The organism is Blautia sp. AF19-10LB, from assembly GCF_003461245.1.
Taxonomy (GTDB): Bacteria; Bacillota; Clostridia; order Lachnospirales; family Lachnospiraceae; genus Blautia_A; species Blautia_A intestinihominis.
The window spans coordinates 142122-166008 of sequence record NZ_QTWS01000001.1 but is presented as its reverse complement, the minus strand read 5'-3'; the positions used below and the strand labels follow the sequence as shown (position 1 = coordinate 166008).

Annotated in this window: 19 protein-coding genes; 6 read left to right on the top strand and 13 right to left on the bottom strand. The window is 47.0% G+C overall.

Annotated features, from left to right (window positions below; genetic code table 11):
* Nucleotides 1–10: 10 nt before the first annotated feature.
* Nucleotides 11–670, bottom strand: coding sequence for an epoxyqueuosine reductase QueH (locus tag DWX28_RS00780; protein ID WP_118251384.1), 660 nt, complete (start codon nt 668–670; stop codon nt 11–13).
* 134 nt (nt 671–804) lie between these two features.
* Between DWX28_RS00780 and DWX28_RS00775 the strand changes: the two genes are divergently transcribed.
* Both DWX28_RS00775 and DWX28_RS00770 read left to right on the top strand, forming a co-directional pair.
* On the top strand, nt 805–1572 hold the full coding sequence (locus tag DWX28_RS00775; protein ID WP_118251383.1) for an ABC transporter ATP-binding protein: 768 nt from the start codon (nt 805–807) through the stop codon (nt 1570–1572).
* Nucleotides 1565–2359, top strand: a complete 795-nt coding sequence (locus DWX28_RS00770) for an ABC transporter permease (RefSeq protein ID WP_022215645.1) — start codon at nt 1565–1567, stop codon at nt 2357–2359. Before DWX28_RS00775 ends, DWX28_RS00770 begins: the two co-directional genes overlap by 8 nt.
* A gap of 420 nt (nt 2360–2779) precedes the next feature.
* On the opposite strand, the gene DWX28_RS00765 is transcribed toward DWX28_RS00770, so the two are convergent.
* The 4 genes from DWX28_RS00765 to DWX28_RS00750 all read right to left on the bottom strand — a co-directional run bounded on the left by DWX28_RS00765 (nt 2780) and on the right by DWX28_RS00750 (nt 7334).
* The gene (locus tag DWX28_RS00765; protein WP_118251382.1) at nt 2780–4114 is read right to left on the bottom strand and encodes an alpha-L-fucosidase; all 1335 of its coding nucleotides are present in this window, start codon (nt 4112–4114) and stop codon (nt 2780–2782) included.
* A gap of 30 nt (nt 4115–4144) precedes the next feature.
* Nucleotides 4145–4972, bottom strand: a complete 828-nt coding sequence (locus DWX28_RS00760; protein WP_022215647.1) for a carbohydrate ABC transporter permease — start codon at nt 4970–4972, stop codon at nt 4145–4147.
* Nucleotides 4973–4983: 11 nt separating this feature from the next.
* On the bottom strand, nt 4984–5865 hold the full coding sequence (locus tag DWX28_RS00755) for a carbohydrate ABC transporter permease (RefSeq protein WP_022215648.1): 882 nt from the start codon (nt 5863–5865) through the stop codon (nt 4984–4986).
* A gap of 122 nt (nt 5866–5987) precedes the next feature.
* The gene (locus tag DWX28_RS00750; RefSeq protein ID WP_022215649.1) at nt 5988–7334 is read right to left on the bottom strand and encodes a carbohydrate ABC transporter substrate-binding protein; all 1347 of its coding nucleotides are present in this window, start codon (nt 7332–7334) and stop codon (nt 5988–5990) included.
* 234 nt (nt 7335–7568) lie between these two features.
* Here DWX28_RS00750 and DWX28_RS00745 point away from each other — a divergent pair, with 234 nt between their 5' ends.
* A complete protein-coding gene (locus tag DWX28_RS00745) occupies nt 7569–9353 on the top strand; it encodes a sensor histidine kinase (RefSeq protein ID WP_118251381.1) in 1785 nt (594 codons plus the stop codon).
* Nucleotides 9354–9377: 24 nt separating this feature from the next.
* A complete protein-coding gene (locus DWX28_RS00740) occupies nt 9378–10556 on the top strand; it encodes a response regulator transcription factor (protein ID WP_118251380.1) in 1179 nt (392 codons plus the stop codon).
* Between the two features lie 96 nt (nt 10557–10652).
* Here the strand turns inward: DWX28_RS00740 and gnpA are convergent, their stop codons facing one another.
* Nucleotides 10653–12815: a 1,3-beta-galactosyl-N-acetylhexosamine phosphorylase gene (gene gnpA, locus DWX28_RS00735; protein ID WP_118251379.1), complete on the bottom strand. Its 2163-nt coding sequence runs from the start codon at nt 12813–12815 to the stop codon at nt 10653–10655.
* A gap of 192 nt (nt 12816–13007) precedes the next feature.
* On the opposite strand from gnpA, the gene DWX28_RS00730 reads away from it, so the two are divergent.
* Entirely contained in the window at nt 13008–13841 is an 834-nt protein-coding gene (locus tag DWX28_RS00730; RefSeq protein WP_022215653.1) for a helix-turn-helix transcriptional regulator, read from the top strand.
* Here DWX28_RS00730 and DWX28_RS00725 read toward each other — a convergent pair.
* From DWX28_RS00725 to moaA, 3 genes are read right to left on the bottom strand one after another with little or no spacing between them, the layout of a single operon-like run.
* Nucleotides 13829–16078 (bottom strand): glycoside hydrolase family 95 protein, encoded by a 2250-nt coding sequence (locus tag DWX28_RS00725; RefSeq protein WP_118251378.1) that lies wholly within the window; start codon nt 16076–16078, stop codon nt 13829–13831. The two genes, DWX28_RS00730 and DWX28_RS00725, sit on opposite strands and share 13 nt — an antisense overlap.
* Before the next feature lie 23 nt (nt 16079–16101).
* Entirely contained in the window at nt 16102–16695 is a 594-nt protein-coding gene (mobA, locus tag DWX28_RS00720; RefSeq protein WP_158565264.1) for a molybdenum cofactor guanylyltransferase, read from the bottom strand.
* Nucleotides 16696–16716: 21 nt separating this feature from the next.
* On the bottom strand, nt 16717–17691 hold the full coding sequence (gene moaA, locus DWX28_RS00715; RefSeq protein ID WP_118251376.1) for a GTP 3',8-cyclase MoaA: 975 nt from the start codon (nt 17689–17691) through the stop codon (nt 16717–16719).
* Between the two features lie 156 nt (nt 17692–17847).
* On the opposite strand from moaA, the gene fdhD reads away from it, so the two are divergent.
* Nucleotides 17848–18651, top strand: a complete 804-nt coding sequence (gene fdhD / locus DWX28_RS00710) for a formate dehydrogenase accessory sulfurtransferase FdhD (RefSeq protein WP_118251375.1) — start codon at nt 17848–17850, stop codon at nt 18649–18651.
* 73 nt (nt 18652–18724) lie between these two features.
* Here the strand turns inward: fdhD and DWX28_RS00705 are convergent, their stop codons facing one another.
* The 4 genes from DWX28_RS00705 to fdhF form a co-directional block, all read right to left on the bottom strand.
* A complete protein-coding gene (locus tag DWX28_RS00705; protein WP_118251374.1) occupies nt 18725–19126 on the bottom strand; it encodes a winged helix-turn-helix domain-containing protein in 402 nt (133 codons plus the stop codon).
* 36 nt (nt 19127–19162) lie between these two features.
* Nucleotides 19163–19717: a molybdopterin-guanine dinucleotide biosynthesis protein B gene (gene mobB, locus DWX28_RS00700; RefSeq protein ID WP_118251489.1), complete on the bottom strand. Its 555-nt coding sequence runs from the start codon at nt 19715–19717 to the stop codon at nt 19163–19165.
* A gap of 13 nt (nt 19718–19730) precedes the next feature.
* Nucleotides 19731–20936 (bottom strand): molybdopterin molybdotransferase MoeA, encoded by a 1206-nt coding sequence (locus tag DWX28_RS00695; RefSeq protein ID WP_118251488.1) that lies wholly within the window; start codon nt 20934–20936, stop codon nt 19731–19733.
* 226 nt (nt 20937–21162) lie between these two features.
* Complete coding sequence (fdhF, locus tag DWX28_RS00690) at nt 21163–23868, bottom strand: formate dehydrogenase subunit alpha (protein WP_118251373.1); 2706 nt, start codon at nt 23866–23868, stop codon at nt 21163–21165.
* Nucleotides 23869–23887: the final 19 nt, after the last annotated feature.

The following is a 23887-nucleotide window of genomic DNA, read 5'->3' as shown; positions in this document are numbered from 1 at the left end:
CAGTGAAAAATCAAAGAGCAGAACCCTCTGAAATTTGTTTTTGCTTCAATTTTTCTTCCTGTTCGCGCTTCGAAAAGACGCAGCCACAGTAATTCTGCCGGTAAAGATCGTATTCGTGGGACAGTTCGATGGAACGTTTATAGCCATTTTTCTTCTTGAAATCGGATGGAAGATGGGGTACTTTATAGATTTCTGCCAGTTCTTCTCCGATCTCGTTGATCTTCTCTGTGTTTTTGAGCGGGCTGATCGAGAGGGTTGTTGTGAAGTAGTCATAACCGCCTTCTTCGGCAAGTTTTGCGGCTTCTTCCATGCGGAGACGGTAGCATTTGAAACAGCGTTCACCGCCCTCCGGAACTTTTTCCATGCCTTTTGCCATTTCATAAAAGACCTGCGGATCGTAGGCGCCCTCTTCGATGTGGACCGGGTGTGTGAACGGCATTTCAGCTACCAGACGGCGAATCTCTGCGACTCGTTTGCGATATTCTTCCTCTAATGAAATATTGGGATTGTAAAAAAACACAGTGATCTCAAAATACTGGGATAAATATTCCAGCACGTAACTGCTGCACGGCGCACAGCAGCTGTGGAGAAAAAGCCGCGGGACTCTGCCTTCTTTTTTTATATTATCGATAAGTTTATCAAGTTCTTTCTGATAGTTTCGTTTGTTCATGATAGTATTCCTCTTGTAAGATTTCTATGTGGATCCCCTGTATCAGGCTATCGACGGAATCCTTTTTCCTATCATAACACAGATGCCCTCTCCCGCATATCTTAAAATATAGATTCTCTTTTGAGGTATTTTGTATGAAACCCCTTCTGGAGATCAGAAATGTTTCTCTTTCTTACCATACCGTATCCGGAGAGACAAAAGCCCTTTCAAATATATCGTTTGACCTGATGCCCGGCGAATTCCTTGCTGTTGTCGGTCCGTCCGGCTGTGGGAAATCCACGCTTCTGAACCTGATCTGCGGCATGTTCCCGGCAGAGGAAGGCACGATCCTTATGAACGGCATCCCTCCGTCCCCCGGCGATCCGCGCATTGGATATATGCTCCAGAAAGATCATCTTCTGGAGTGGAGAAATATCTATCGAAATGTCCTCCTCGGTCTCGAGATTCGCAGAGAAAAAACGCCCGAAAAACTTGCCTATATCGAAGAAATGCTTGATACCTACGGGCTCAACAAATTCCGCACAGCCCGTCCTTCGCAGTTATCCGGCGGCATGCGCCAGCGCGCAGCTCTCATCCGCACACTCGCCCTGAAACCGGAGCTTCTTTTGCTTGACGAACCTTTTTCCGCGCTGGATTATCAGACACGGTTAAATGTCAGCGATGACATCGGCCGCATCCTCAAGAAAGAGCAAAAAACCGCAATCCTGGTCACACATGATATTTCTGAGGCGATCAGTATGGCAGATCGCGTGGTCATCCTTTCTGCCCGCCCTGCTCAGGTCGCCCGCATTGTCACAATCCGGCTGTCGCTGGATGAGAGAACCCCTCTTGCCTCGCGCAGTGCACCGGAATTTAAGTCTTATTTCAATCTAATCTGGAAGGAGCTGAACCAGTATGCCTGACCTTTCCCCTGCACAGAAACAATATCTCTTTCGTGTCCGGCGTGAAAAATATCTGATCCATGTGTCCAGGATCTTTTTGTTCCTGGGCTTTCTGCTTTTGTGGGAAGTGTCTGCCAGACGGGGCTGGATCGACTCTTTTATCTTCAGCAGTCCTTCTGAGATCTGGCAGACGTTTCTTCGGATGGTGCAGGATCAGTCTCTTTTTACACACATTGGCATCACGCTGATGGAGACTCTGGTCAGCTTTGCTTTTACTGTTTTTCTTGGAATCGGCACAGCGGTTCTTCTGTGGTGCTGTCCGAAGCTTTCGCGGATCCTGGAGCCTTACCTCGTCGTCCTGAACAGCCTGCCAAAATCCGCCCTCGCCCCGCTTCTGATCGTCTGGCTTGGTGCCAACGTCCGGACGATCATCGTTGCCGGAATATCTGTGGCGATCTTTGGCTCAATCATCAATCTCTACACAGGTTTCCGCGAAGCCGACCCAGAGAAACTCAAGCTCATCCGCACCCTCGGCGGCACAAAAAAAGACGAACTGACAAAGATCGTCCTTCCGTCTTCTGTGCCCCTCATCTTAAGTGTGATGAAAGTCAATATTGGATTGTGCCTTGTCGGCGTGATCATCGGAGAATTCATCGGCGCCCGCCAGGGACTTGGCTACCTGATCATCTACGGCTCCCAGACTTTCAAACTGACATGGGTGCTGATGTCCATCGTGATCCTGTGTATCATTGCGATAGGGCTGTATGCCATTCTGGATTTTATTGAGAAGCATGCCCAGAAATGGTAAACATGCCATCCTCTGCCGACCCATTTCTCATTTAATAGAATTCAGGTCATCTGTTCTATGGACGACAATGGGACCTTTCACAACTTTCGAAAATTCAAGTCATCCATTTCAAACTTCTTAAGTGACTTGTTTTCTGTTTTCCATAAAATAAACCATCCATTTGCAGTGCTCCTGGATGGTTTATTTTTGTCTTTGTAGAATTTTGGTCATCTGTTTTCTCTTTTTTGGTTGGCTCTATACTTTATTTCTTGTAATCAAGTCAATGTTTGCCTGTAATTTGGATGGTTTAAATTCTGCCATATGCATATCAGGGTAATTTTCAATCCCTTTTGGATGACTTTCATACAGCTATATACATATCAGATCAATTTCCAGATTCTCTCCAGATGCATCTGACATAACTTTCTGTATCACAATTCATCATTTCTTCCCAGGATACACTCCAACAAAGGAAATCTGTGGCAGAACTCTGTAATCGTTCAGTACGATCCTGATCTCTCTCACGTTTTCTTTAAAAACCGGGATGATTTTTTTGTAGCCGATCACGGTTCCGGTATAGACTTTCTCCCACTCTCCCTGATCCCTTACAAATACTTCAAAAGCCTCTACTCTCTGACTGTGCCGGATCTCTTCTTTTAAGACCAGATACCCGACATCTTCTGCTTCATCCAGTGCGAAGACAAGTTCCACCGGCCTGTGGGATTCTTCCAGCAGATTACGGGAAAAGCTTCTCTGCTGCCATTCTCCCAGTTCCCTCAGGCGCTCCACATCATTCTCATGCAGAAGCCCGTTCGGCATCGGCGGGATATTCAGAAGAAACGTTGCATTTCCACCAACAGACCCCAGATAGATATGGACCAGTTCTTCCAGGCTTTTTACCTGGTCATCCTCTTCCGGATGATAAAACCATCCCGGCCGGATCGAGGTATTTACTTCTGCCGGATACCAGATCAGGTCACGTTCGCCCTCAAGAGCGGCACGGCTTCCAAGGTCTTCCATATCACTGGTGATCTTCCTCTGGCGGAATTCTTCATCGTCCGACTGCTGGCTTCTTTCCTGCACACTTTCTGTCAGGGCCGTCCGTGCAGGAACTACACTCCACTCTGAGTTTCTTACATCGCCGGCTTCATTTCCGCACCATCGGATATCCGGTCCGCAGACGCAGATGCAGGCATCTGGCTGATAGTTCCGTACACATGCATAATATCTCTCCCAGTCATAAACCTGCTTCTTTCCATTCGGACCTTCCCCACAGGCCCCGTCCAGCCAGACACTGAAGATCTCCCCATACCCGGTCAGCAGTTCTGTCAACTGTGCAATATAATAATCGTCATATTCCTTCCCACTTCCATAACATGGCTGATTCCGATCCCACGGAGAAAGATAGATTCCAAACTTCAATCCATAACGGCGGCAGGTATCCGAAACTTCCCGCACTACATCCCCTACCCCATCCCTCCATGGACTGGAAGCGACACTGTGCTGCGTATATTTCGTCGACCACAGACAAAATCCGTCATGATGCTTGCAGGTAAGGATCACGCCTTTCATTCCTGCCGCTTTCACTGCCGATACCCATTGACCGGCATCAAATTCCTGCGGATCAAAAATCCCGGAATCTTCCGTACCGTCTCCCCATTCCCGGTTCGTGTACGTATTCATCCCAAAGTGAAAAAATGCATAAAATTCCGTTTCCTGATACTTAAGCTGACGCTTCGACGGAACAATCTTAATCAATTCCTGATCTGTCGGCATATCTCTTCTCCTTCTTCAAAAAAATCCAATTCACCCTTTCAGACCGCCTGCACCGATTCCCTGCAGCAGATATCTCTGTCCGATCAGATAAATGATCATGGTCGGGATCATAATGATCACAAGTCCCGCAAACAGTGCACCCCAGTCTGTCGCATACTTCTGTACTTCAAACAGATTTGCCATTCCGATCGGAAGGGTCTTTTTGGCATCATCGGTCAGAAGAACCAGTGCCAGCGGATATTCATTCCAGAAGCCCATCGCGCTCAACATTGTGATCGTTGCAATTCCCGGTTTTGCAAGCGGGACCATAACTTTCAGAAGAAGCTGAAGGTTTGTGGCACCATCGATCCGGGCAGATTCTTCATAGTCTTTTGGCACAGCAGACATAAAGCCCTGCAGAGTAAAGATGCAGAACGGAAACTGCATGACCGCATAGACCAGGCAGAGTACCGGCAGATTATTCAGTCCGTTGATCGCCTGTAATTCCAAGAACAGCGGGATCATGATATACGTTGCCTGGAGGAAAATACATGCCATATAGATCGTTGAGATCAGTTTGCTCCCGGCAAAGCGGTATCTTGCCAGTACATAAGAAATCGGTATGACAAACAGCAGAAGCAATGCCGTAGACAGCACCGTTACAAACACAGAATTTCCAAAATATGCCGCAATATTTGCCTTCTGCCATGCAGCTACAAAATTATCCAGGTTCAATGATACCGGCAGCGCATAAGGATCTGTCAGATATTCCGCATTCGTCTTGAACGCAGACATCAGGTTCCAGAAAAGCGGATAAAGAAAAATAATCGTAAACAGAATCATCAGGATCCTGATACACCAGGTTCTTACAGTTTTCATCAGTCTCCCTCCTATTCTTTCTCGGCTGACAGTTTTCGTGAAATCATCGCAAGCACGATCGCAAGCAGAAGCGTAAACATGGCGATCGCCATCGCATAGCCAAAGTTTGCATTCCGCATACCCTGCGTGTACATATACTGCAGAAGGACACTGGAAGCACCGTTCGGTCCTCCTCCTGTCATAACATTGGACAGGGTAAAACTCAGATTGATCGTTCCTGATAGGGCAAGGATATAAGTTGTTCCGATGGACCTGCGGAGAAGCGGGATCGTGATCCTGAAAAACTTCTGGACTCCGGTCGCTCCGTCGATCGAGGCAGCTTCATAGATTTCCTGAGAGATCCCGTCGATCGAAGCCACATGCATTACCATATAATAACCGATCGCCTGCCATACCAGTGCGGCACCGATACACCAGAGCGCTGTTTTTCCCTCTCCCAGCCAGGCATGCTTCCAGGAAGAAAGGTTAAACAGATCCAGCATATGATTGAGGATTCCTCTTGTCGGATTAAATACAAAAGACCATACGATCCCGACAACCGTCATAGAGACAACACTCGGGAAAAAGAATACCGTACGATAAAAAGATTTCTCCCGGAGTTCTCCCTGTGTAAGGATAAAAGCAAATACCAGGCTCAGAAAGATCGTCAGAGCCGGGATCACAAGCATCAGTTTAAATGTATTAAAAAGTGCCTGCACAAAGTCCTTGTCTTTGAACATATAAATATAATTATCCAGAAATACAAATTTACTGTTGAATCCAACACTGAGCGCAGTGGAACTGGTAAACGACAGGTAGATGGCATTCAGCATCGGTACGATCATAAAAACGACCGTAAGAATCAGCGCGGGAAGCGTACACAAAGCTATGAATAATTTGGGCTTTTTTACCACGTCTGGTCACTCCTTTTTTCAGATTTCAAATCATTTTGGGGTAAAAAAAGGCTGCCGCATACATTGTGCAGCAGCCTTTTCGCTTAATCGGACAACGTCCGTCCTGTAGATGACAAAGATATTTATTTGGCAGCTTCCTGATCTGCACGAATCTGTGCAAAAGCGTCTTCTACGTTCTGTGCCCACTCTTCTACTGTCATTTCGTCGTTCATAACAGAAGTGATCGGGTTGAAGATCTCATCTTTTGGATTGATCTTACAGTCAGCCGGAACTGCTGAGAAGCTCATGATCAGAGAAGATGCATTTGCTTCATCATAGATTCCATACATATTGTAGATTGCTGTAGAAAGTTTGTCTTTTGCTACTTCACGGGCACTCTTTGTTGCATAAAGGGCACCGGAAGCTTCTGCAAATGCAGATACAGATTCATCGCTGTACAGGAAACGAAGGAATTCTTTTGCGAGTTCCTGATTCTTTGCAGCTGCCGGAATGGAAAACTGCTCACAGCTGTCGAATACATAGTGGACATCGTCTGCATTCTCTGTCGGGATCGGAGCCATGGCAAACTCAAATCTGTCTTCTCTCGGAGCATCCTGCATCTCATTTTCCATCCAGGTTCCGTTTGTGATGAAAGCAGCTTTTCCAAGCATCATCTCTGTCTGGGATTCTGTATGGTTCATACCTACCGTACCTTCCAGAAGATATCCCTTATCTGCGATCTCTTTGATATGGGTGAGGGCTTTCAGCACGCCTTCGTTATTGAAAGAACCTTCTTCATAATTTGCGATCTTTGTGAGGGCTTCTTCGCCGCACTCATTTGCGATTGCCGGCCAGAGCATTTCTTCCATGTATCCCGGATAGATTCCCTGATAAGTGAAGAGAGAACGTCCGTCGATGTCTTTGACTGTATCGCCAAGGGCAAAGAACTCATCCCAGGTCTTCGGAACTTCCAGATTGTTTTCATCGAAGAATGTCTTGTTGTAGATCAGGCCCTGCGGACCGCTGTTGAACGGTGCGAGATAGATATCACCATCTCCATATGGGGCACATTTGCTGCTTGCAAGGATTCCATCTGTGATATCATCACGGAGTGTACCGGTTCCTGCATAGTTTTCGCCATCAAAAACATCGTTCAGGTTCAGAAGTGCATGTTCTTTGATCAGAGAAAGGATCACGCCGTCCTCACCGCCATCATTCAGACAGATAAAATCCGGTACATTTCCGGCAACGATCTGCGGACGGATGATATCACCGATGGTAGGGCTGATGGTCATGTTTACTTTTACGCCCTCATGGCTTTCCTCAAAAAGTTCTACCATCTGATTCCAGTAAGCATCTCCATATCCACCCTGGAAGATCGCGATGTTCAGTTCCTGTTCTTCTGCGTCTGCAAATGCAGTGAGCGGTGAGAGTACGGTAGCCGCGCTCATCGCAAGGATCATAGCAGAAGCTGCAAATCTTTTCTTCATATGTTTGTTTCCTCCTTCATGCTGGCTTTTTTTACGTTCGCCTTATGATGACAGTATACGGCAAAATATTTTTGTAGTAAATTAACAAAACATCCCTGCTTATGGAACTTTCTCTTATAAAAATTATACGATATGGATTTTCTTGTGATAAATATGTACAATCTTTTTCTATTTGTGTTTTGGATGGATTATCCTGACTTTTTTTAGTATAATGGATAAAAAGGTGGGGGAAAAATGAATAAAAAACAACGTTATCAGGGATTTCGTAAATTCAGTATCAAAACAAGACTTGTCATTGCCCTTTTGCTGATATCCATTATACCATTGGCAGGGATCAGCGGCTATTCCTTTCATATCTTTTCCGTAGCACTTCGGGAAAAACTTTCTGCTTCCATTTCCCAGACTTTATCGATGATCAATCTGAATATGGTAAGTGAGATCGAAAAATATCAGTATCTGTGCGGCTCTATCTGCATCAGCGAAGAGATCAAGGACGGGCTTCTGAACAAAGATATGTCAGATATAGAGAAAAATCAGGCGATCAATGAGATCCAGAGCATGATCCGTACCAAGATCATCTATCCGGCACAGGCCAAAAATATCACGGTATATGATACCGACGGAAATATTTTTTATGACCTTGGCTATGACGGTTTCTATCAGGATGATGTGGATATGCTCCTCGATCGGCTGCGCCAGGAAAATCAGGATGTATGGGCATATGTGCACACCTACCGCGACAGAGATATCCTGGTCCTTGGAAGAAGGATCTATGAGCAGTACAGCGAAAGCCGTGTGATCGGTTACACCCTGATCTCCATCGATGAGAAGATTTTTTCCAAGACCGTGCTCGAACCGGTAGGGCTGGCAGATTCTTCTAATATTATGTATATGAACATGGACGGTTCGGTTCTTTCGTCCTGGGACAGAAATATCGCACTCGGCAAAAAGGTTGACAGCGAATTCCTCAAAAATATCCAGCAGAAGCTTCCTTCCAGGACCGATTCCTTCAGCATCCACAAAGATGGCGAAGAACAGCTGGTCACTTACATTTTCAACAAAAATCTCAACCAGCTTTTTGTGTACACCATGCCTTATCATTATATCAATTCCGAAGTTTATACCATGCTTCGCCGGATCCTGATCGTGGCGGTGATCCTGGTCCTCATGTGCATTGGGATCGTCGCAATGGTATATCCGGGAATCACATCCCCGATCAGAAGCATGCTGAATTTCTGTAAAGAATTATCCCACGGAAACCTGAACGTCCGTATTCAGGATAACCACAAAGATGAACTTTCGGACCTGTCCGGCAGCATGAACCACATGGCAGATATCATCCAGAATCTGCTCGAACAGCAAAAAGAACAGGAAAAGAAAAAGAGAGAACTGGAGCTTCAGATGCTCCAGTATCAGCTCAATCCTCATTTTCTTTTTAACACCTTAAACAGTCTGCGCTTTGTGGCAGCCATGCACAATGATCAGATCGTCAGCGACGGAATCCAGGCACTCAGCAGCCTTCTTCAGAACACGCTCACAAATAAGAATGAATATATCACCGTGAAGGAAGAGCTGGAAAATCTGGAAAATTATTTTGCCATTCTCCGCATCCGGTATGCAGGAAGTTTCGAATATTCTTTCCATATGGAGGATGAAGAGCTGCTCTCCTGCCTCGTTCCCAAGCTGATCCTGCAGCCGCTCGCCGAAAATTCCGTGATGCATGGTTCTTCCGATGATGGTTCTGTCATGAAGATCCATATTACCTGCTGGGAGGAAGACGGACATATGATCCTGGAACTTCAGGATAACGGAAAAGGATTCGAGATGACCCGGACTGATCTGAACCCGCACAAAGACCGCAAAAAAATCGGCGTAGCAAATGTAAATGACCGGATCCAGCTTAACTTCGGACGGGAATACGGATTAAAGATCGACAGTCACCCGGGCAAAGGCACCACCTGTACCCTGACACTGCCAAAGCTTTATGCTGATACCCTGTCACAGCAGCCAGAAGAATAGACAACCCGCTCAGAAAGGACTCAAATGTACAGTATACTTATTATAGATGATGAACCCATTGTAAAAATCGCCCTCCGCTCGATCCTCCCCTGGGAAGAACACGGTTTCTCCATCTGCGGGACCGCCTCAAACGGTCTGGAAGCCATGTCTCTCATCGAAAAACATCAACCGGATGTGATCATCACCGACCTCAAAATGCCGGAAATGGACGGACTGGAACTGATCCGTACCCTGAAAGAAAAAAATTATCCCGGAGAGATCCTCGTCCTCAGCAATTATGAGGATTTTGATTCTGTGCGGAGCGCGCTCCTTCTGGGTGCGGCAGACTATCTGTTAAAGATCAAGATCAGTCCGGACACTCTTCTTGCCTGCCTGAACAAAACGACCGAAAAGCTGCAGGAAAAAGCCGACAGGAAAGTTCCTGTTCCAACAGAAACCGTATCCGAGAACAGAACCCGCCTGCTCCTCTCCTTTTTTGAGGGAGAATCTTCCCTTTCCTCCTTTACAGCCCAAAACGCCGGCACAGACCTGCGCTTTATGCAGGAACCATGTGCCGTCTGCTACGTAACCTTTGAAAAATTTCTGTCCAATGAAGCCTTTTCTATCTCGGGGAAACTTCTGTGTGATATGATCCTGGACGCAGTACAGGGCGTACTGCAGCCATATATCCTTGTACTGAACGACTACAGTGCACTGGTAGTCTTTTCCCAGAAAGAACTGGATGCAGGCCAGATGAAAGTCGCTCAGCTCGTAAAAAAACTATACAACCGATTCACCATGTACCAGTCCTTCGCCCCGGATATGCCATATCAGGAAAATCTTCCGGACTATGAAGAAGCCAGAAATACTTATCAGACCTTTACCATAAATGAAGGGCATTATACAGACGATATTGCCAAAACCCTCACATATATCGAAGAAAATTATATGCACCGGCTCACACTGTCCTCCATTTCCGCAAATGTCAGCTTAAGTTCCAGCTATCTGTGCCGCGTTTTTAAATCAGAGGTAGGAACAAGCATCACCAGTTATCTGAACAATCTCCGGATACGTAAAGCCGCTACCATGATCAAAGACAACCGGCTTTCGCTCAAAGAGATCTCCACGATGGTAGGGATCGATGACCAGCTCTATTTCAGCAGGCTGTTCAAGAAATGTATGGGAATTTCCCCTTCAGAATACGGGAAACGATTTCATCAGTAAATCTCAAAAAGGTATGAAACCACAGATTTAACTTCTATGGTCTCATACCTTTTTTCTTATCACATCATTCTTCTATTTCTTAGATATTTTCGCTTCTCAGATCTGGTACCACTTGATCTCATTTGCTTCCATGTGAAGTTCGAAGCTGCTTCCGTCGCCTTTGTATACAACGGTGTCCTGCGGCTCGTAGGTGTTGTTTACGACACAGTATTTGCCGTTCTTTACATAGGCATGGACTTCTACATTGTAGTTTGTGGAATACCAGCAGTTCAGCTCTTCCTCTGCGGATGCGGACCAGAGGACTGCACGGTAGAGGACACGGCTGTTCTTGAAGCTGTACGGAAGTCCGCTGATATAGACACCGCGGCCTTTTCCGAAGGTCCTGACTGCCATCTGCACTTCCTGGTCTTTCTGGATCAGGATCTCAGTTCCGTCAAGTGCATAGATATTTTTCTTTCCTTCACCGAAATCAACATCTCCGTCACTGTCTGCCAGGATAAAGTGATCTCTGTGTTCTTCCCAGTTGTATTTGTCTTTGTTCAGGTTAAAGCCGTTTTCTTCTTCTACTCCAAGCACATCGTCAAGCTGGAAATAATGTCCCTGCCACTGATGGGCTGCCGGTTCGCCGACTCCGATGAAGCCGCCGCCGTTGTAGACAAATTCTTTTACGGCAGTGATGATCGTTTCGTTTACCCAGTACTCGCCGCCGCTCTGTGCGGTATCTGCATCGCCTACGTTGATCACAACATCAAAGTTTTTCAGCAGATCCTTATTTTCCAGGATATCATCAAAACTGATGAAAGAAACATCAAACGGTGCACCGCTCAAAGCCTCGATGATCCCAAAGTAAGAATAATTCTGTTTGTAATAAATTGCGTGATGTACCATGTGGTTGCCCCAGGAACGCATTTTTCCCCAGCAGTTCAGGACAGCTACACGCTTCACACAGTATGGGGTCACGCCCTGGATATTGTCATAGAGTGTACGGAATTCCTGACATACCTCTTTGATATACTGTACAAAATCCGGGAATTCCAGAGCAAGTTTCAGGTATCCGCCGTAACCGATCCTCTGAATCGGGCTTCGAAGGATCGCACGTCTTGCTGTTACCCAGTTTACTTTGGCTTCCTTGACCGGATCGCCGCCCTCATGGAAGGTATCCGGGAAAAAGTACGGAAGGAAACGTCCTTCTGTATATTTTACGTTCTTGATATCGCTGAACAGACGTAAGGTCGCACCGTTTCCGACACTTCCAACGACAGCATCCAGTCCGATGGAGGCAAACTCGTCCATAAACGGCTCCATGCCGATCCAGTGATCGCCCATGAACATCATGGCTTCCTTGCCATATTCATGGACAATGTCTACCATCTCTTTGGCAAGCTTCGCAACTTCTCTTCTCTGGAAAGCCTGGAAGTCCTTAAATTCTTTGGACGGAATACGGTATGTATTATTCATGTAGCCCTGGTCGATAATGTATTCCGGACGGAATGCATATCCTACTTCTTTTTCAAACTGCTCAAGGATATACGGGCTGACAGATGCGGAGTAGCCGAACCAGTCTACATATTTTTCTCTCGCAAGCTCATCAAAGATCAGGGTAAACTGATGGAAAAATGTCGTAAAACGTACTACATCCACATATTGATGCGTATCAAGGAAACGACGGAGACGCTCCAGAGAATGTGCCCTTGTCTTCGGCTGGCGCACATCAAAAGTGATCTGCGGCTCTACGTCCTTCCAGTCGTTTACAACAGCATTGTACATATGAACCGGGTCCCACATGATATATGCCAGAAAGCTGACCGTATATTCATGAAAAAGCTTCGCCGGTGTGATCACGACATTTCCTCTCTCTTCGTCATAAGACCACTGATCTGTCGGAACGACTTCGCCTGTGGTACGGTCAATGACTTCCCACCATCTGGTGATGTCGTCACGGGTATTTACTTTCAGCATGTCCGGGTAAAGGTGATCCATAAGGTGGATCTCAAGCTTCTCCTCCGTTGCTGTATGGAAAGAACTCATGATGTACATCTGCTGGATCTCATCCGGGTTTGCCTTTGCCCATGCATTGTCTTTTCTTGTTGTATAATAAGTAGCGTAGATCTTTGCGCCTGTGTCTTTGAGTTCTGCCGGGAACTCTGTTCCATCGCAGTCACGGATCGCATCTGCGCCCCATTCCTCTACGATATCCAGTGTTTCCTTTACCACATCCAGGTTTGTCGGGATCGTAACTCTGCCTTTGTTCTGGCTCATAGGTGTACCTCCGTTTTATATTTATGTATTTGGTTTATCATCTGTTTCTGTTCTCTTTCAGATACTATCAGAATACGTCCTTTTTCTCTGTTTTTCAACGTTGTTCTTGCTATGCTTTTTAGAAATCTTGCGGTATTTTATCTTTTGTGCTATCCTGACAGTTGAAAAATATTTCGGACCCGGGAGGTACACATGAGCACACGGTTTTTTTCTTTTTCGGACGATACTCCTTTTTCAACGGAAGCTGCCCTGGTGAACGCCTCTTCTTCCCACTATGAGGAAGACTGGCCCAGTATCCCACATACCCATGCATTCACGGAACTCTTTTACGTCAGTGAGGGAAGCGGGGAATTCCTGATCGAAAACCAGCGTTTTTCTATTAAAAAAGATGACCTGATCATCGTCAACCCTCATATCCAGCATACGGAAACTTCCCTAAGTGCCTCGCCGCTTTCTTATTATACGGTCGGTGTGGACGGGATCAGTTTTTCCTTCCAGGATCAGAAAGAATTCCAGATCTTTCACTGCCGCCAGAAACATGCCGACCTTTTGTTTTATTTTCATTCCCTTTTTCAGGAACTGGATGAAAAAAACGATGGTTATGAAGAGATCTGCAAACATACGCTTGCCATTCTGATCGCCCAGCTCCGCCGCTTTGCCGTCTCTGATTTCCAGTTGTTTCCATCCTTTCATCCAAGCAAAGAATGTGCCCTCGTCAAGCGTTATCTGGATTCCCACTACAGCGATGACATCAACCTGGAACAGCTTGCCAGCTTAAGTCATCTGAATAAATATTATCTGAGTCACGAATTCACACGCTACTACGGCATCTCCCCAATCAGCTATCTGACCCACCGCCGGATCGAAGTATGCAAAAATCTCCTGGAGAATACAGACCATGAAATTTCTGATATTGCTCATCTTGCCGGATTTTCCTCGCAGAGTTATCTGGCACAGAGTTTCCGGAAATACTGCGGCATGACCGCCGGGGAGTACCGCCGCAGCAAAAAGAATCAGACAATATGACAGATGACATCTGTTTTCAGCATTACTTTCTTCTCGGTTCCATTGTACAAAAGTGTGCGTACCGTATCTGTCTGTGATCGCAGACTGCATTCGGTAATGCATCTGTCTTTCCAGACAAAGTCAATGGTAATGCCGCCCGGTGCCCTAAGGCCGCTTATCTTTCCATCCTTCCACTCCGTCGGAAGTGCCGGAAGAAAGAAGATCCTGTCATCCTGATACTGTACCAGCATTTCCAGGACAGCAGCCGCAAACCCGAAATTCCCGTCGATCTGAAATGGCGGATGTGCACAGAGCATATTCGGGTAGATCCCGCCGCCGACCAGACTGCAAGTTTCTTCTTTTGTAACGCGAAGCTGATTTTTCAAAAGCTTCAACGCACGCTCTCCATCTCCGAGCCGCGCCCAGAGACATGCCTTCCATGCCATGCACCAGCCGGTTCCCTCGTCTCCTCTTCTGTCCAGTGCCACGCGGCAGGCAACCAGAAGTTCTTCGTCCTCTCTGTGGATCAAATTTCCCGGATAAAGCCCGTATAGCTGCGAAACATGTCTGTGGTGCACATCCACTTCCGGATAATCCAGATACCACTCCTGAAGCTGTCCTTCTTTCCCGATCTTAAATGGCGGTAGTTTTTTGAGTGCAGCTTTTACTTCATTCATAAGATCTGTGATATCGAGGATCTCACAGGCTTTCAGATAATTTCCAAACAATTCCTTCAGGATACTGCAATCCATTGTCGAACCAAAGGTCACACTATGGACACTGTGATCCGAGGCTGTAAATGTATTTTCCGGCGACGTAGATGGTGCTGTGACGAGGTATCCGTCATAAGGCACCAGATATCCCAGATAAAATTCCACTGCTCCCCGGATAAGTGGAAAGGCTTTTTCTCTCAGAAACTCTCTGTCCAGTGTGTAGCGGTAATGCTCCCACAGATGACTGCAGAGCCACCCGGAACTCATCGGCCACATAGAGTAGGTACAGGGATTTTCATCCTGCCCGAAATATCCGACCGGGCTGGAATGCCCCCAGATATCCACATTATGATGGCTCACCCATCCATCCAGATGATAGACTTCTTTTGCCGTCTTTTTTCCACGCGAGGCAGTCCGTTCGATCAGATCAAACAGCGGCTCATGGCAGTCGCTTAAGTTCGCCTTCTCTGCCATCCAGTAATTCATTTCTGTATTGATGTTTACCGTATAGTTGCTGCTCCACGGAGCTCTTAAGTCATGGTTCCAGATTCCCTGAAGGTTTGCACACTGTGTGCCAGGCTTAGAGGAAGAGATCATAAGATAACGGGCATAGTGAAACATTTTTGTTATAAGATCATTCTGCACACCGGGAGTCAGTGTAAAATCCATCCGGTCAAAATAGGCTGCATATGCCTTCTTGTGAACTTCCTTTAATTGTGGATATGAAAGGTCACAGATCTGTTCCAGCATCTGTTTCTTTCTGGATAAATAAGAATCCTGTGCCTGAAAGTCCGTTATCCCGGACAGATAAATATACACATCATTATCTGCAGTCACGAGAAGCGTGTTGTCTTTTTGACGGATGCAGCCGTTCGGTGCCTGCACGGAAATAGCGATCGCAAACCGTGTTCCTTTTCCCTCTTCATAGACGATCGGATGCTCACAGGAATAATACGACGGTGCCGCATAGACCGGAGCCTGTCCCTCCAGCACAAGTCCACTTGTCCCAAAAGCAGAACATGCATGCCTTATCTGACTGTCCAGAGAAATACGCAGTTCCAGACTGCTGCCTGCGTCGGCCTTATAATGAAGCGCCATGACCGGTTCTGACATACTTACAAAAAATTCTCTTTGATATCCCTGCCCGTCCTGACAATATACAACCTGTTCCAGCGCATCCTTAAGTGAAAGCTGTCTCTGGTATGACCCATGCTCTTTTAACTCAGGTATGTTTGCATCAATATGCAGATTTCCTGCCGGAAGATAGCTCTCTGTCCAGTCGCCAAGGATGTTCTCTTTGCAATAGGATTCCGCCTCTTCATACTCTCCGGCAAAGATCTTCTGGCGCAAAAGATCCCAGTCCACATCTGTATTTTTGTTTTCTTTGCTTCTTCCGGTCCCGGACCAGAGTGTATCCAGATTCAACTCGATCTTTTCCTCCCGAAGCCATCCATATGACATCGCTCCCATAGAACCGTTCCCCAGAGGAAGTGCCTCATTCCATACTCCTGCCGGTCCGTTAAAAACCAATGATAACTCATTCATTTTATTATTCTCCCAGATATCTTCTATGCCTGAAAATTTTCTTTAGATACTTCTTCATATACCTTTGGATCGTTAATGTTCGTAAAATACCTGTCATCTTCCTGCGTGTCATAGCAGGAATAACCGATCTCATTGAGGAAACGGAAAACCGAAGATTGCCCGCGTTCCAGAAAGGCGCGGATGTCACCTGACAAACTGGTCTCGTAGACTGCCATCAGGGATTCTTCTTTGCCATTGTGACGGAGAAGGGTGACGCGGTTCTGATCATCTGTGCTGGCACTCTGAATGAGGTTCTGGAGTTCGGATACCGGCACCAGCGGGGTGTCTACGCCAAGGACAATACACCGGTCCGCTCCATCCTGGGCTGCTTTATTAAGACAGGCTTCGAGGCCGCCGAGAGGTCCTCTTTCTTTGATCCTGTCCATAACGATCTCTTCTGTGCAGTGTGCGCCGCGATAGCCTGAGACGTAGATCCTGCCAACACCCAGGTCGCTTCCCTTCTGGATCTGGATCTCCAGAAAAGATTTCCCGTCAAGCTTAAGGTCGCTCTTTTCTTTTCCCATGCGGCTGCTGGCTCCTCCTGCCAGAACGATCATTGCAAGTTTGTTTTCGCCCATATACATCCCCCTGTTTCCTTTTCAGCCACCGATCTGTGACATCAGCTTAAGTTCATCCTCGTCGATCGCCTGTGAAGTAAAATGATGCTCGCCCGGTTTTTCCCAGATCACTTTGCGGATCGCCTCGGTCAGTTCTTCGTCAGTGCATCCGTTTCTCATCAGTGCCTTGAGGCTTATTCCGGTCTGATACTGCAGACAGGCTTTGAGATAACCCTCTGCAGTCATTCTGACACGGTTGCACTGCGAACAGAATTTGTGTGTCATCGCACTGATAAAACCGATTTTTCCCTGAAAGCCTTCGATTTCGTAATAATGGCACGGACCATTTCCGTAGTGCTCTGTAACTGGTGTCATCTTGCCATAAGCACTCTCAAGGATCGAACAGATCTCATCTTCTCCCCGGAAACGGAACTCTTTGCCGTATCCGATCGGCATCATCTCGATAAAGCGCACATGGATCGGATGGTCTCTCGCAATCCTGGCGACTTCCACCAGATTCTGCGGATCATCGATCACCGGTACACAGTTGATCTTGAGACCGATCTGTGGATATTTCAGAGCCTCCTTCATGCTCTCCAGAACTTTAGGAAGGCCCTCTCTTCGCGTGATCTTTCCGAATGCCTCTTCATTCAGCGTATCCAGGCTGATATTGATATTGTCGATCCCTGCCTCTGCCAGTTCACTGATCTGCTCCCCCAGAAGGACACCATTTGTCGTCAGCGTTACTTTCTCTATTCCCGGAAGTTCTTTGAGCATCCGTACCAGTGCGGCACTGTTCTTTCTTGTCAGAGGCTCGCCGCCGGTCAGTTTTATTTTTTTGATCCCCAGAGTTGTCATACAGCGGCAGACTCTCTGGATCTCATCGTAGGTCAGGATCTCTCCATGTGAGATCTGGCAGATTCCCTCTTCCGGCATACAGTAAATGCATCTGAGATTGCACCTGTCGGTGATCGAAATCCGAAGATAATCGATCTCACGTCCATATCTGTCTTTCATAGTTAAATTTTCTCCGTTCCTTTTTTATTTTGTCTACCCCACTTTAAAAAGGCTTTTATTGTTTTATATCTTAATTTGTTCTTTTGAAATCCTCTGACTTCTGCTATACTTATCTATAAATATATACAATAAAAACTTTTTAGCATTGGAGAAATTATGCATATTAACGAACAATACCACGATCTTCCACTACTGGAAACACAAACCTATCAGTTCATCGGCAGGGAAGGTGAGATCCTTACCAAAGAAGAACAGGTCCTCAATGAACATCTGATTGATGTCTATCTCAATGACCAGCTTACCATGAAACTGATCTGCCTCCCACAGAATCTCACAGAGCTCGTCCTAGGACGGCTCCTGACGGAACATATCATCCAGTCCATCGACGATGTCGAGCAGATCTACATCTGCGAGTACGGCAAGCGCGCCAAGGTTTATCTCAAACAGTCTCAGGCGACCGATGCAAAGAAAAACACTTCCTTCGTAGAGACCACCCCTACCTGCTGCACCGGCAACCACATCCTGAATGATTATTTCTCATCTGACTATCCGCCGCTTCCTGTCACCCCGATCGAGTGGAAACCGGAATGGATCTTCCACATGGCAGACACCTTTGCCGATGGGATGCCGCTTCACGGTGTCACCTTCGCCACCCACAGCTGTCTCCTTGCCCGCAGAGACGAGATTCTTTTTTCCTGTGAGGACATCGGACGGCACAACGCACTTGACAAAGTGATCGGCTATGCTCTCCGTCACCAAATCGACCTTAAGGAATGCATGGTCTATTCCAGCGGAAGGATCCCGACCGATATGGCAATGAAAGCGATCTATGCCGGAATTCCGGTGCTTTCCAGCAAGGCGTCTCCTACCACAGAGGCGATCGAGCTTGCCAAAACCTATCGCCTGACCCTCATCTGTGCCGCCAGAAGAGACCGGATGAAAGTCTTCAGTCAGGTCTGATCTTTCTTATCTGTGCAGAAACTGCGACAGGATGCTTCTGTTCGAAACGAAACATCCTGCCGCAGCCTCATAGCTACAAATATTCCTTAAAATATTCCTTAAAATATTTCTCAAAAGCCTTCTGGCTCATTTCTTTCATTTCTTCCAGTAATGCTTCATAGCGTCTCATAAACTCACGGCCTTCTTCCGTGATCCTTGAATTTCCTCCGTGCGGTCCGCCGTTATAGCGGTCAAGAAAAGTAAATCCCATCTGTTCCTCCGCCCGGTTCAGAAGCTTCCAGCATTTGGAATAGGACATTCCCATCTTTTTGGATGCCGCATGGATCGTCCCTTCTTCATCAATATACTGAAGAAGATGAAAAAGCCCCGGTCCAAAAAAATCAACATTCTTCGACAGAACAATCTTGGTCTTTACGCCAAGCACTGCGTCCTCATTCTGCTGCTCCGTTGTAATATTCTCTGTTTTTTCACTCATTCCGCGTTTTGTTACTCCTCATTTTTGCTGTGCTGGTCATTGCCGTCCGGTCTGTCTCTGTCTCCATAAGCAATAAATCCAATCCGACAGAACTTCTGTTTCATTCAGGTCAAAAAATGGCAGTTCTTCCGGCAAAGCGCTTCCCGCCGCATCCAGTTCTTCCCTTCGAAGATCCGTCACGATTCCCAGAAGGAATCTCGGATCACAGACAGATCTCGAAGAATTTCCCCGTCGTATGACCTCGATCTTGGGGTATTCTGAATATTTAAAGCCCTCCAGCAAGACCACATCTGCCTCAGGAAAGCAGGCGATCAGTTCGTCCGTCTCTGGTGCCGGCTGATATTTGACCATCATATATTTCGTCCCGGAAAAAACAAGCGTCCCGCAGGCTCCGGCTTCCCCGAATCTCCAGGTGTCTGTCCCCGGTATATCCGCTTCAAACTCATGCCCGTCATGCTTGATCACAGCAGCTTTAAGACCTTTTTGTTCCAGCTTCGACAAAAGTGATGCGATCAATGTTGTTTTTCCCGAATTTTTGACTCCGCTTACTGCCAGTATCAGCTGACCCTTCTGACCCTTCTGTTCTTTCATTTCGCTCATCCTGTCACAGAAGAAGAACTTCCGCTTCTTCTCCTGCATGACTTCCGGTCTTTCCCTTCTGCATCTCGATCAGACAGTTACATCCTGCCATGGTCGAAAGGATTCCATTCGAATGGATCTTGGTAGGGATCGTCACGGTTTCTCCGTCTGTGACCGCACGTACATAACGGCGTCCTCCGACACTCTTACCAAAATCATTCGTCAGAGTACATTTCTTCCTTACCGGACGAAGTGTGTCGTCCTGTGTCAGCTTCTGGATCATCGGACGGATCAGAAGATCCACAGATACCGCCGCCCCAAAAGGATTTCCAGAAAGACTGAGCATCGGTGTGCCTTCATAGACAGAAAAAAGCGTCGGCATTCCCGGCTTCATCTCAAGCCGCCAAAAAATCCTCTGTGCTCCCAGGATCCGGACTACCTCGTGCATGATATCCTTCTTGCCTACGGATACCGCGCCCGTTGTAATGATCAGATCTGAAACCTCCGCCGCTTCTCTGACTGCCTCTGCCATATCCTGCGGGTTGTCCGGGATCTTATCGATCCGTGTCAGTTCTGCGCCAAAATCCATCAGTCTCGCTGCAAGGAGACTCTGGTTGCAGTCATAGATCTTGCCCAGTTTCAGTTCCTCTCCCGGCTTCATCACTTCATCACCGGTTGTCAGGACCGCAACTCTCGCCCGTCTTATAACAGGAACTTCTGCCACACCCATGCTGGCAAGGATTCCTATCTCTATAAAACTGAGTTTTGTACCCTTTTTCAGTAAAACTGTACCTTTCTTAAAGTCTTCACCCTGAAAACAGTAGTCCTCCCACTGTTCCATGCTCTTGTAGATCTGTACGGTATCCTCTCCATAATCCGTATTTTCCTGTCTGACGCAGCAGTTACATCCTGCCGGAATCGCCGCACCTGTCATAATACGTACCGCTTCCCCGTGCTGCACGGTTCCGTCAAAATATTCTCCGGCATCAACTTCCCGGATCACTTTGAGTGTGACCGGCTTTTCCGGCAGTGCTCCCGCCAGATCCTCAGCCTTACAGGCATAGCCATCTACCGGTGCACGGTCAAATGGAGGATTGTCTCTCTCTGCTTTCATGTCCTCTGCCAGTATCCTGCCGTTTGCTGAAAGTAAAGACACAGTTTCCGCTTCCTGTACCGCTTTCGTATACATCAGCAATTGCTCAATTGCTTCTTCTACCCTGAGATTTTCCAAAACATTTCTCCCCTGTCCTTCAAACATCGTTTTCCAAACTGGTGTCTGATTAATGATATTTTTTTCTCAACAAAATGTCACAATCCTGTTTTCGATTTATTGTAACATATAGACAAAAAAAGCTCAACCTTTTCGCTTCTTTTGAACAAAAAAGCAGAGGATATTTTCGACACCTCTCCGGTCTCTGAAAATATCCTCTGTTCTGAATCATTTATAACATCTGATCTTATGCTTTTTCAATTCGGATCGCACATACTTTGTATTCCGGGATTCTTGCATATTTATCAAGTGCTGCATTTGTCAGCCAGTTTGCATTTCCATCCGGGAAGTGGAATGGCATCCAGGATTCTCCCTTGGATACTTTGGTTCCCACACGGGCGGTGGATTCGATCTGTCCTCGTCTGGAGGTCACACGTACTCTGTCGCCGTTCTTGATTCCCAGTTTCTCAGCATCCTGCTCATTCATTTCGATGAAAGATCTGCCCTCGATCTCCATCAGTTCCGGTGTCTTTCCTGTCATTGCTCTTGTTGTGTAATGATACAGGATTCGTCCGGTCATAAGGATGATCGGATATTCCTCATCCGGAAGCTCTGCTGACGGAATGTACTCTGCCGGATAGAACCATCCAAGTCCTCTCGCAAATTTGCCGACGTGCATGATCGGTGTTCCAGGATGATCCTTGGTCGGGCATGGCCACTGGAGGCCCTTGCCGCCTACTTCTTCGCTGTCCAGACGTGCATGGCTGATTCCGCCGAAGGATGGTGTTACAGATGCGATTTCATCCATGATCTGGGCGGAAGTCAGGTGCGTCTGCGGATATCCCATACGGTTCATCAAATCGATGAGGATATCGGTATCCAGTCTTGCATTTCCCGGAATCGTCACTGCTTTACGCACACGCTGTACACGACGTTCTGTATTTGTAAAGGTTCCCTCTTTTTCTGCATAGCTGACACCTGGAAGGATGACATCTGCATATTCTGCGGTCTCTGTCATGAAGAGTTCCTGGATCACAAAGAATTCCAGGCTTTCCAGTGCCTTGATGATGTGATGTGTATCCGGATCGGTAACAACCGGGTCTTCACCATAGATATAAAGACCTTTGATGTCACCCTTGATCGCTGCCGGGAATACCTCTGTTGCATGAAGTCCCGGATTCGGGTTCAGCTTGGTGTTCCATGCTTTTTCAAATTTGGCAATTACTTCCGGATTGGCTACTTTCTGGTATCCAGGGAAGTCTCCAGGGCTTGCTCCCATATCGCAGGCCCCCTGTACGTTGTTCTGACCACGGAGCGGGTTGACACCACAGCCCTCACGGCCAAGTTTGCCGACCAGAAGTGCCATGTTGGACATGGACATAACACCCTCTGTACCGGTGGAATGCTCGGTTACACCAAGGCAGTAGATGATCGGTGCCTTGTCAGCTTTTGCGTACATGATCGCTGCTTTTCTTAAGTCGTCAGCATCAATGTGGCAGATCTGAGCTACACGTTCTGGTGTATAATCCTTAACGATCTCTTTGATCTTCTCATAACCCTCGGTTCTCTCTGCGATAAATTTGTCATCCTGAAGTCCCTCGGAAATGATCACGTTCATGATACCATTTGCGAATGCAACGTTGGTACCTGGTTTCAGTTTCAGATGAATGTCTGCATGTTTTGCAAGACCGATATCACGCGGGTCAACAACGATCAGCTTGCAGCCGCGCTGTACTGCCTGACGGATCTGCATACCAACGACCGGATGTGCTTCTTCCGGGTTGGAACCTACGAGCATGATCACATCTGGTTTCTTGGTGATATCCTCGATCGGGTTGGTCATCGCGCCGGAACCAAGTGTCATCGCCAGACCTGCTACAGATGCGGAGTGGCATACACGTGCACAGTTATCGGTATTGTTGGTTCCGAAGCAGGTACGGACCATCTTCTGGACCATGTAGATATCCTCGTTCGGTGAACGGGAGCATGCAAAACCAGCCAGAGATTCGGAACCATATTTCTTCTTGATCTCCATAAATTTGGATGCAACCAGATCAAGAGCCTCGTCCCAGGTTGCTTTCTCAAATTTACCGGTTTCTTTGTTCTTGATCAGCGGATCTGTGATCCTGGACGGATGATGTACGAAGTCAAAGCTTCCGCTTCGTCCCTTAACACAGAGAAGTCCTTTGTTTGACGGTCCGTCATAAGCTTCTGTATCTACGATCTTACCGTCCTTGACAAGCAGGTAATACTGACATCCTGTCGCACAGTGCGGGCAGGTAGTAAGGACTTTCTTGTCGATTTGGTATGCACGGTATTTCTTTCTTCGTTTCATGGTGAGCGCACCGGTCGGACATGCCTGTACACAGTTTCCGCAGGACTCGCAGGTGCCGTCTGCCCAGAGACCTTCACCGTTTCCGATCACGGACTGGAAACCACGTTCCAGAGTTGCGATCGCGCCTCTTCCTACGATCTGGTTACAGGTGTTGACACATCTGTGGCACAGGATACAGAGGCTTGGATCATAGGTAAAAAATTTGTTGGAATCATCAATCTCTCCACCGCTCTTCGCTCCTGTATAACTTGATGTTTCTACACCATACTCATAAGCATAGTCCTGAAGTTTACAGTCACCGTTGCCCGGACAGGAGAAACAGTGAGTGTTGTGGTCGGACAGAAGCAGATCCAGTGTCTGTTTTCTTGACTCGACTACTTTTTCTGACATGGTGAAAACTTCGTCACCCTCAGAAACCTGCATCGTACAGGCGGTATCTATTTTTGTTCTTCCATTATTCTTTACTTCAACTACACATAAACGGCAGGAACCGTCCGGCAGTAGATCTTCTATATAGCACAGAGTAGGAATCGTAATCCCTACCTTCTTGGCTGCGTGAAGGATGGTCGTACCCTTCTCGACTTCAACAGGCTTGCCATCAATCGTCAAATGAATCATGTCGTTCCCTCCTTTTCTG

Excerpts from the sequence above, each read along its gene's own strand:
- DWX28_RS00745 (WP_118251381.1), top strand. The coding sequence starts at position 7,569 with ATGAATAAAAAACAACGTTATCAGGGATTTCGTAAATTCAGTATCAAA.
- fdhF (WP_118251373.1), bottom strand. The coding sequence starts at position 23,868 with ATGATTCATTTGACGATTGATGGCAAGCCTGTTGAAGTCGAGAAGGGT.
- DWX28_RS00770 (WP_022215645.1), top strand. The coding sequence starts at position 1,565 with ATGCCTGACCTTTCCCCTGCACAGAAACAATATCTCTTTCGTGTCCGG.
- DWX28_RS00775 (WP_118251383.1), top strand. The coding sequence starts at position 805 with ATGAAACCCCTTCTGGAGATCAGAAATGTTTCTCTTTCTTACCATACC.
- mobB (WP_118251489.1), bottom strand. The coding sequence starts at position 19,717 with ATGAAAGAACAGAAGGGTCAGAAGGGTCAGCTGATACTGGCAGTAAGC.
- DWX28_RS00780 (WP_118251384.1), bottom strand. The coding sequence starts at position 670 with ATGAACAAACGAAACTATCAGAAAGAACTTGATAAACTTATCGATAAT.
- mobA (WP_158565264.1), bottom strand. The coding sequence starts at position 16,695 with ATGGGCGAAAACAAACTTGCAATGATCGTTCTGGCAGGAGGAGCCAGC.
- moaA (WP_118251376.1), bottom strand. The coding sequence starts at position 17,691 with ATGAAAGACAGATATGGACGTGAGATCGATTATCTTCGGATTTCGATC.
- DWX28_RS00760 (WP_022215647.1), bottom strand. The coding sequence starts at position 4,972 with ATGAAAACTGTAAGAACCTGGTGTATCAGGATCCTGATGATTCTGTTT.
- DWX28_RS00750 (WP_022215649.1), bottom strand. The coding sequence starts at position 7,334 with ATGAAGAAAAGATTTGCAGCTTCTGCTATGATCCTTGCGATGAGCGCG.
- DWX28_RS00740 (WP_118251380.1), top strand. The coding sequence starts at position 9,378 with ATGTACAGTATACTTATTATAGATGATGAACCCATTGTAAAAATCGCC.
- gnpA (WP_118251379.1), bottom strand. The coding sequence starts at position 12,815 with ATGAGCCAGAACAAAGGCAGAGTTACGATCCCGACAAACCTGGATGTG.
- fdhD (WP_118251375.1), top strand. The coding sequence starts at position 17,848 with ATGCATATTAACGAACAATACCACGATCTTCCACTACTGGAAACACAA.
- DWX28_RS00730 (WP_022215653.1), top strand. The coding sequence starts at position 13,008 with ATGAGCACACGGTTTTTTTCTTTTTCGGACGATACTCCTTTTTCAACG.
- DWX28_RS00705 (WP_118251374.1), bottom strand. The coding sequence starts at position 19,126 with ATGAGTGAAAAAACAGAGAATATTACAACGGAGCAGCAGAATGAGGAC.
- DWX28_RS00765 (WP_118251382.1), bottom strand. The coding sequence starts at position 4,114 with ATGCCGACAGATCAGGAATTGATTAAGATTGTTCCGTCGAAGCGTCAG.
- DWX28_RS00725 (WP_118251378.1), bottom strand. The coding sequence starts at position 16,078 with ATGAATGAGTTATCATTGGTTTTTAACGGACCGGCAGGAGTATGGAAT.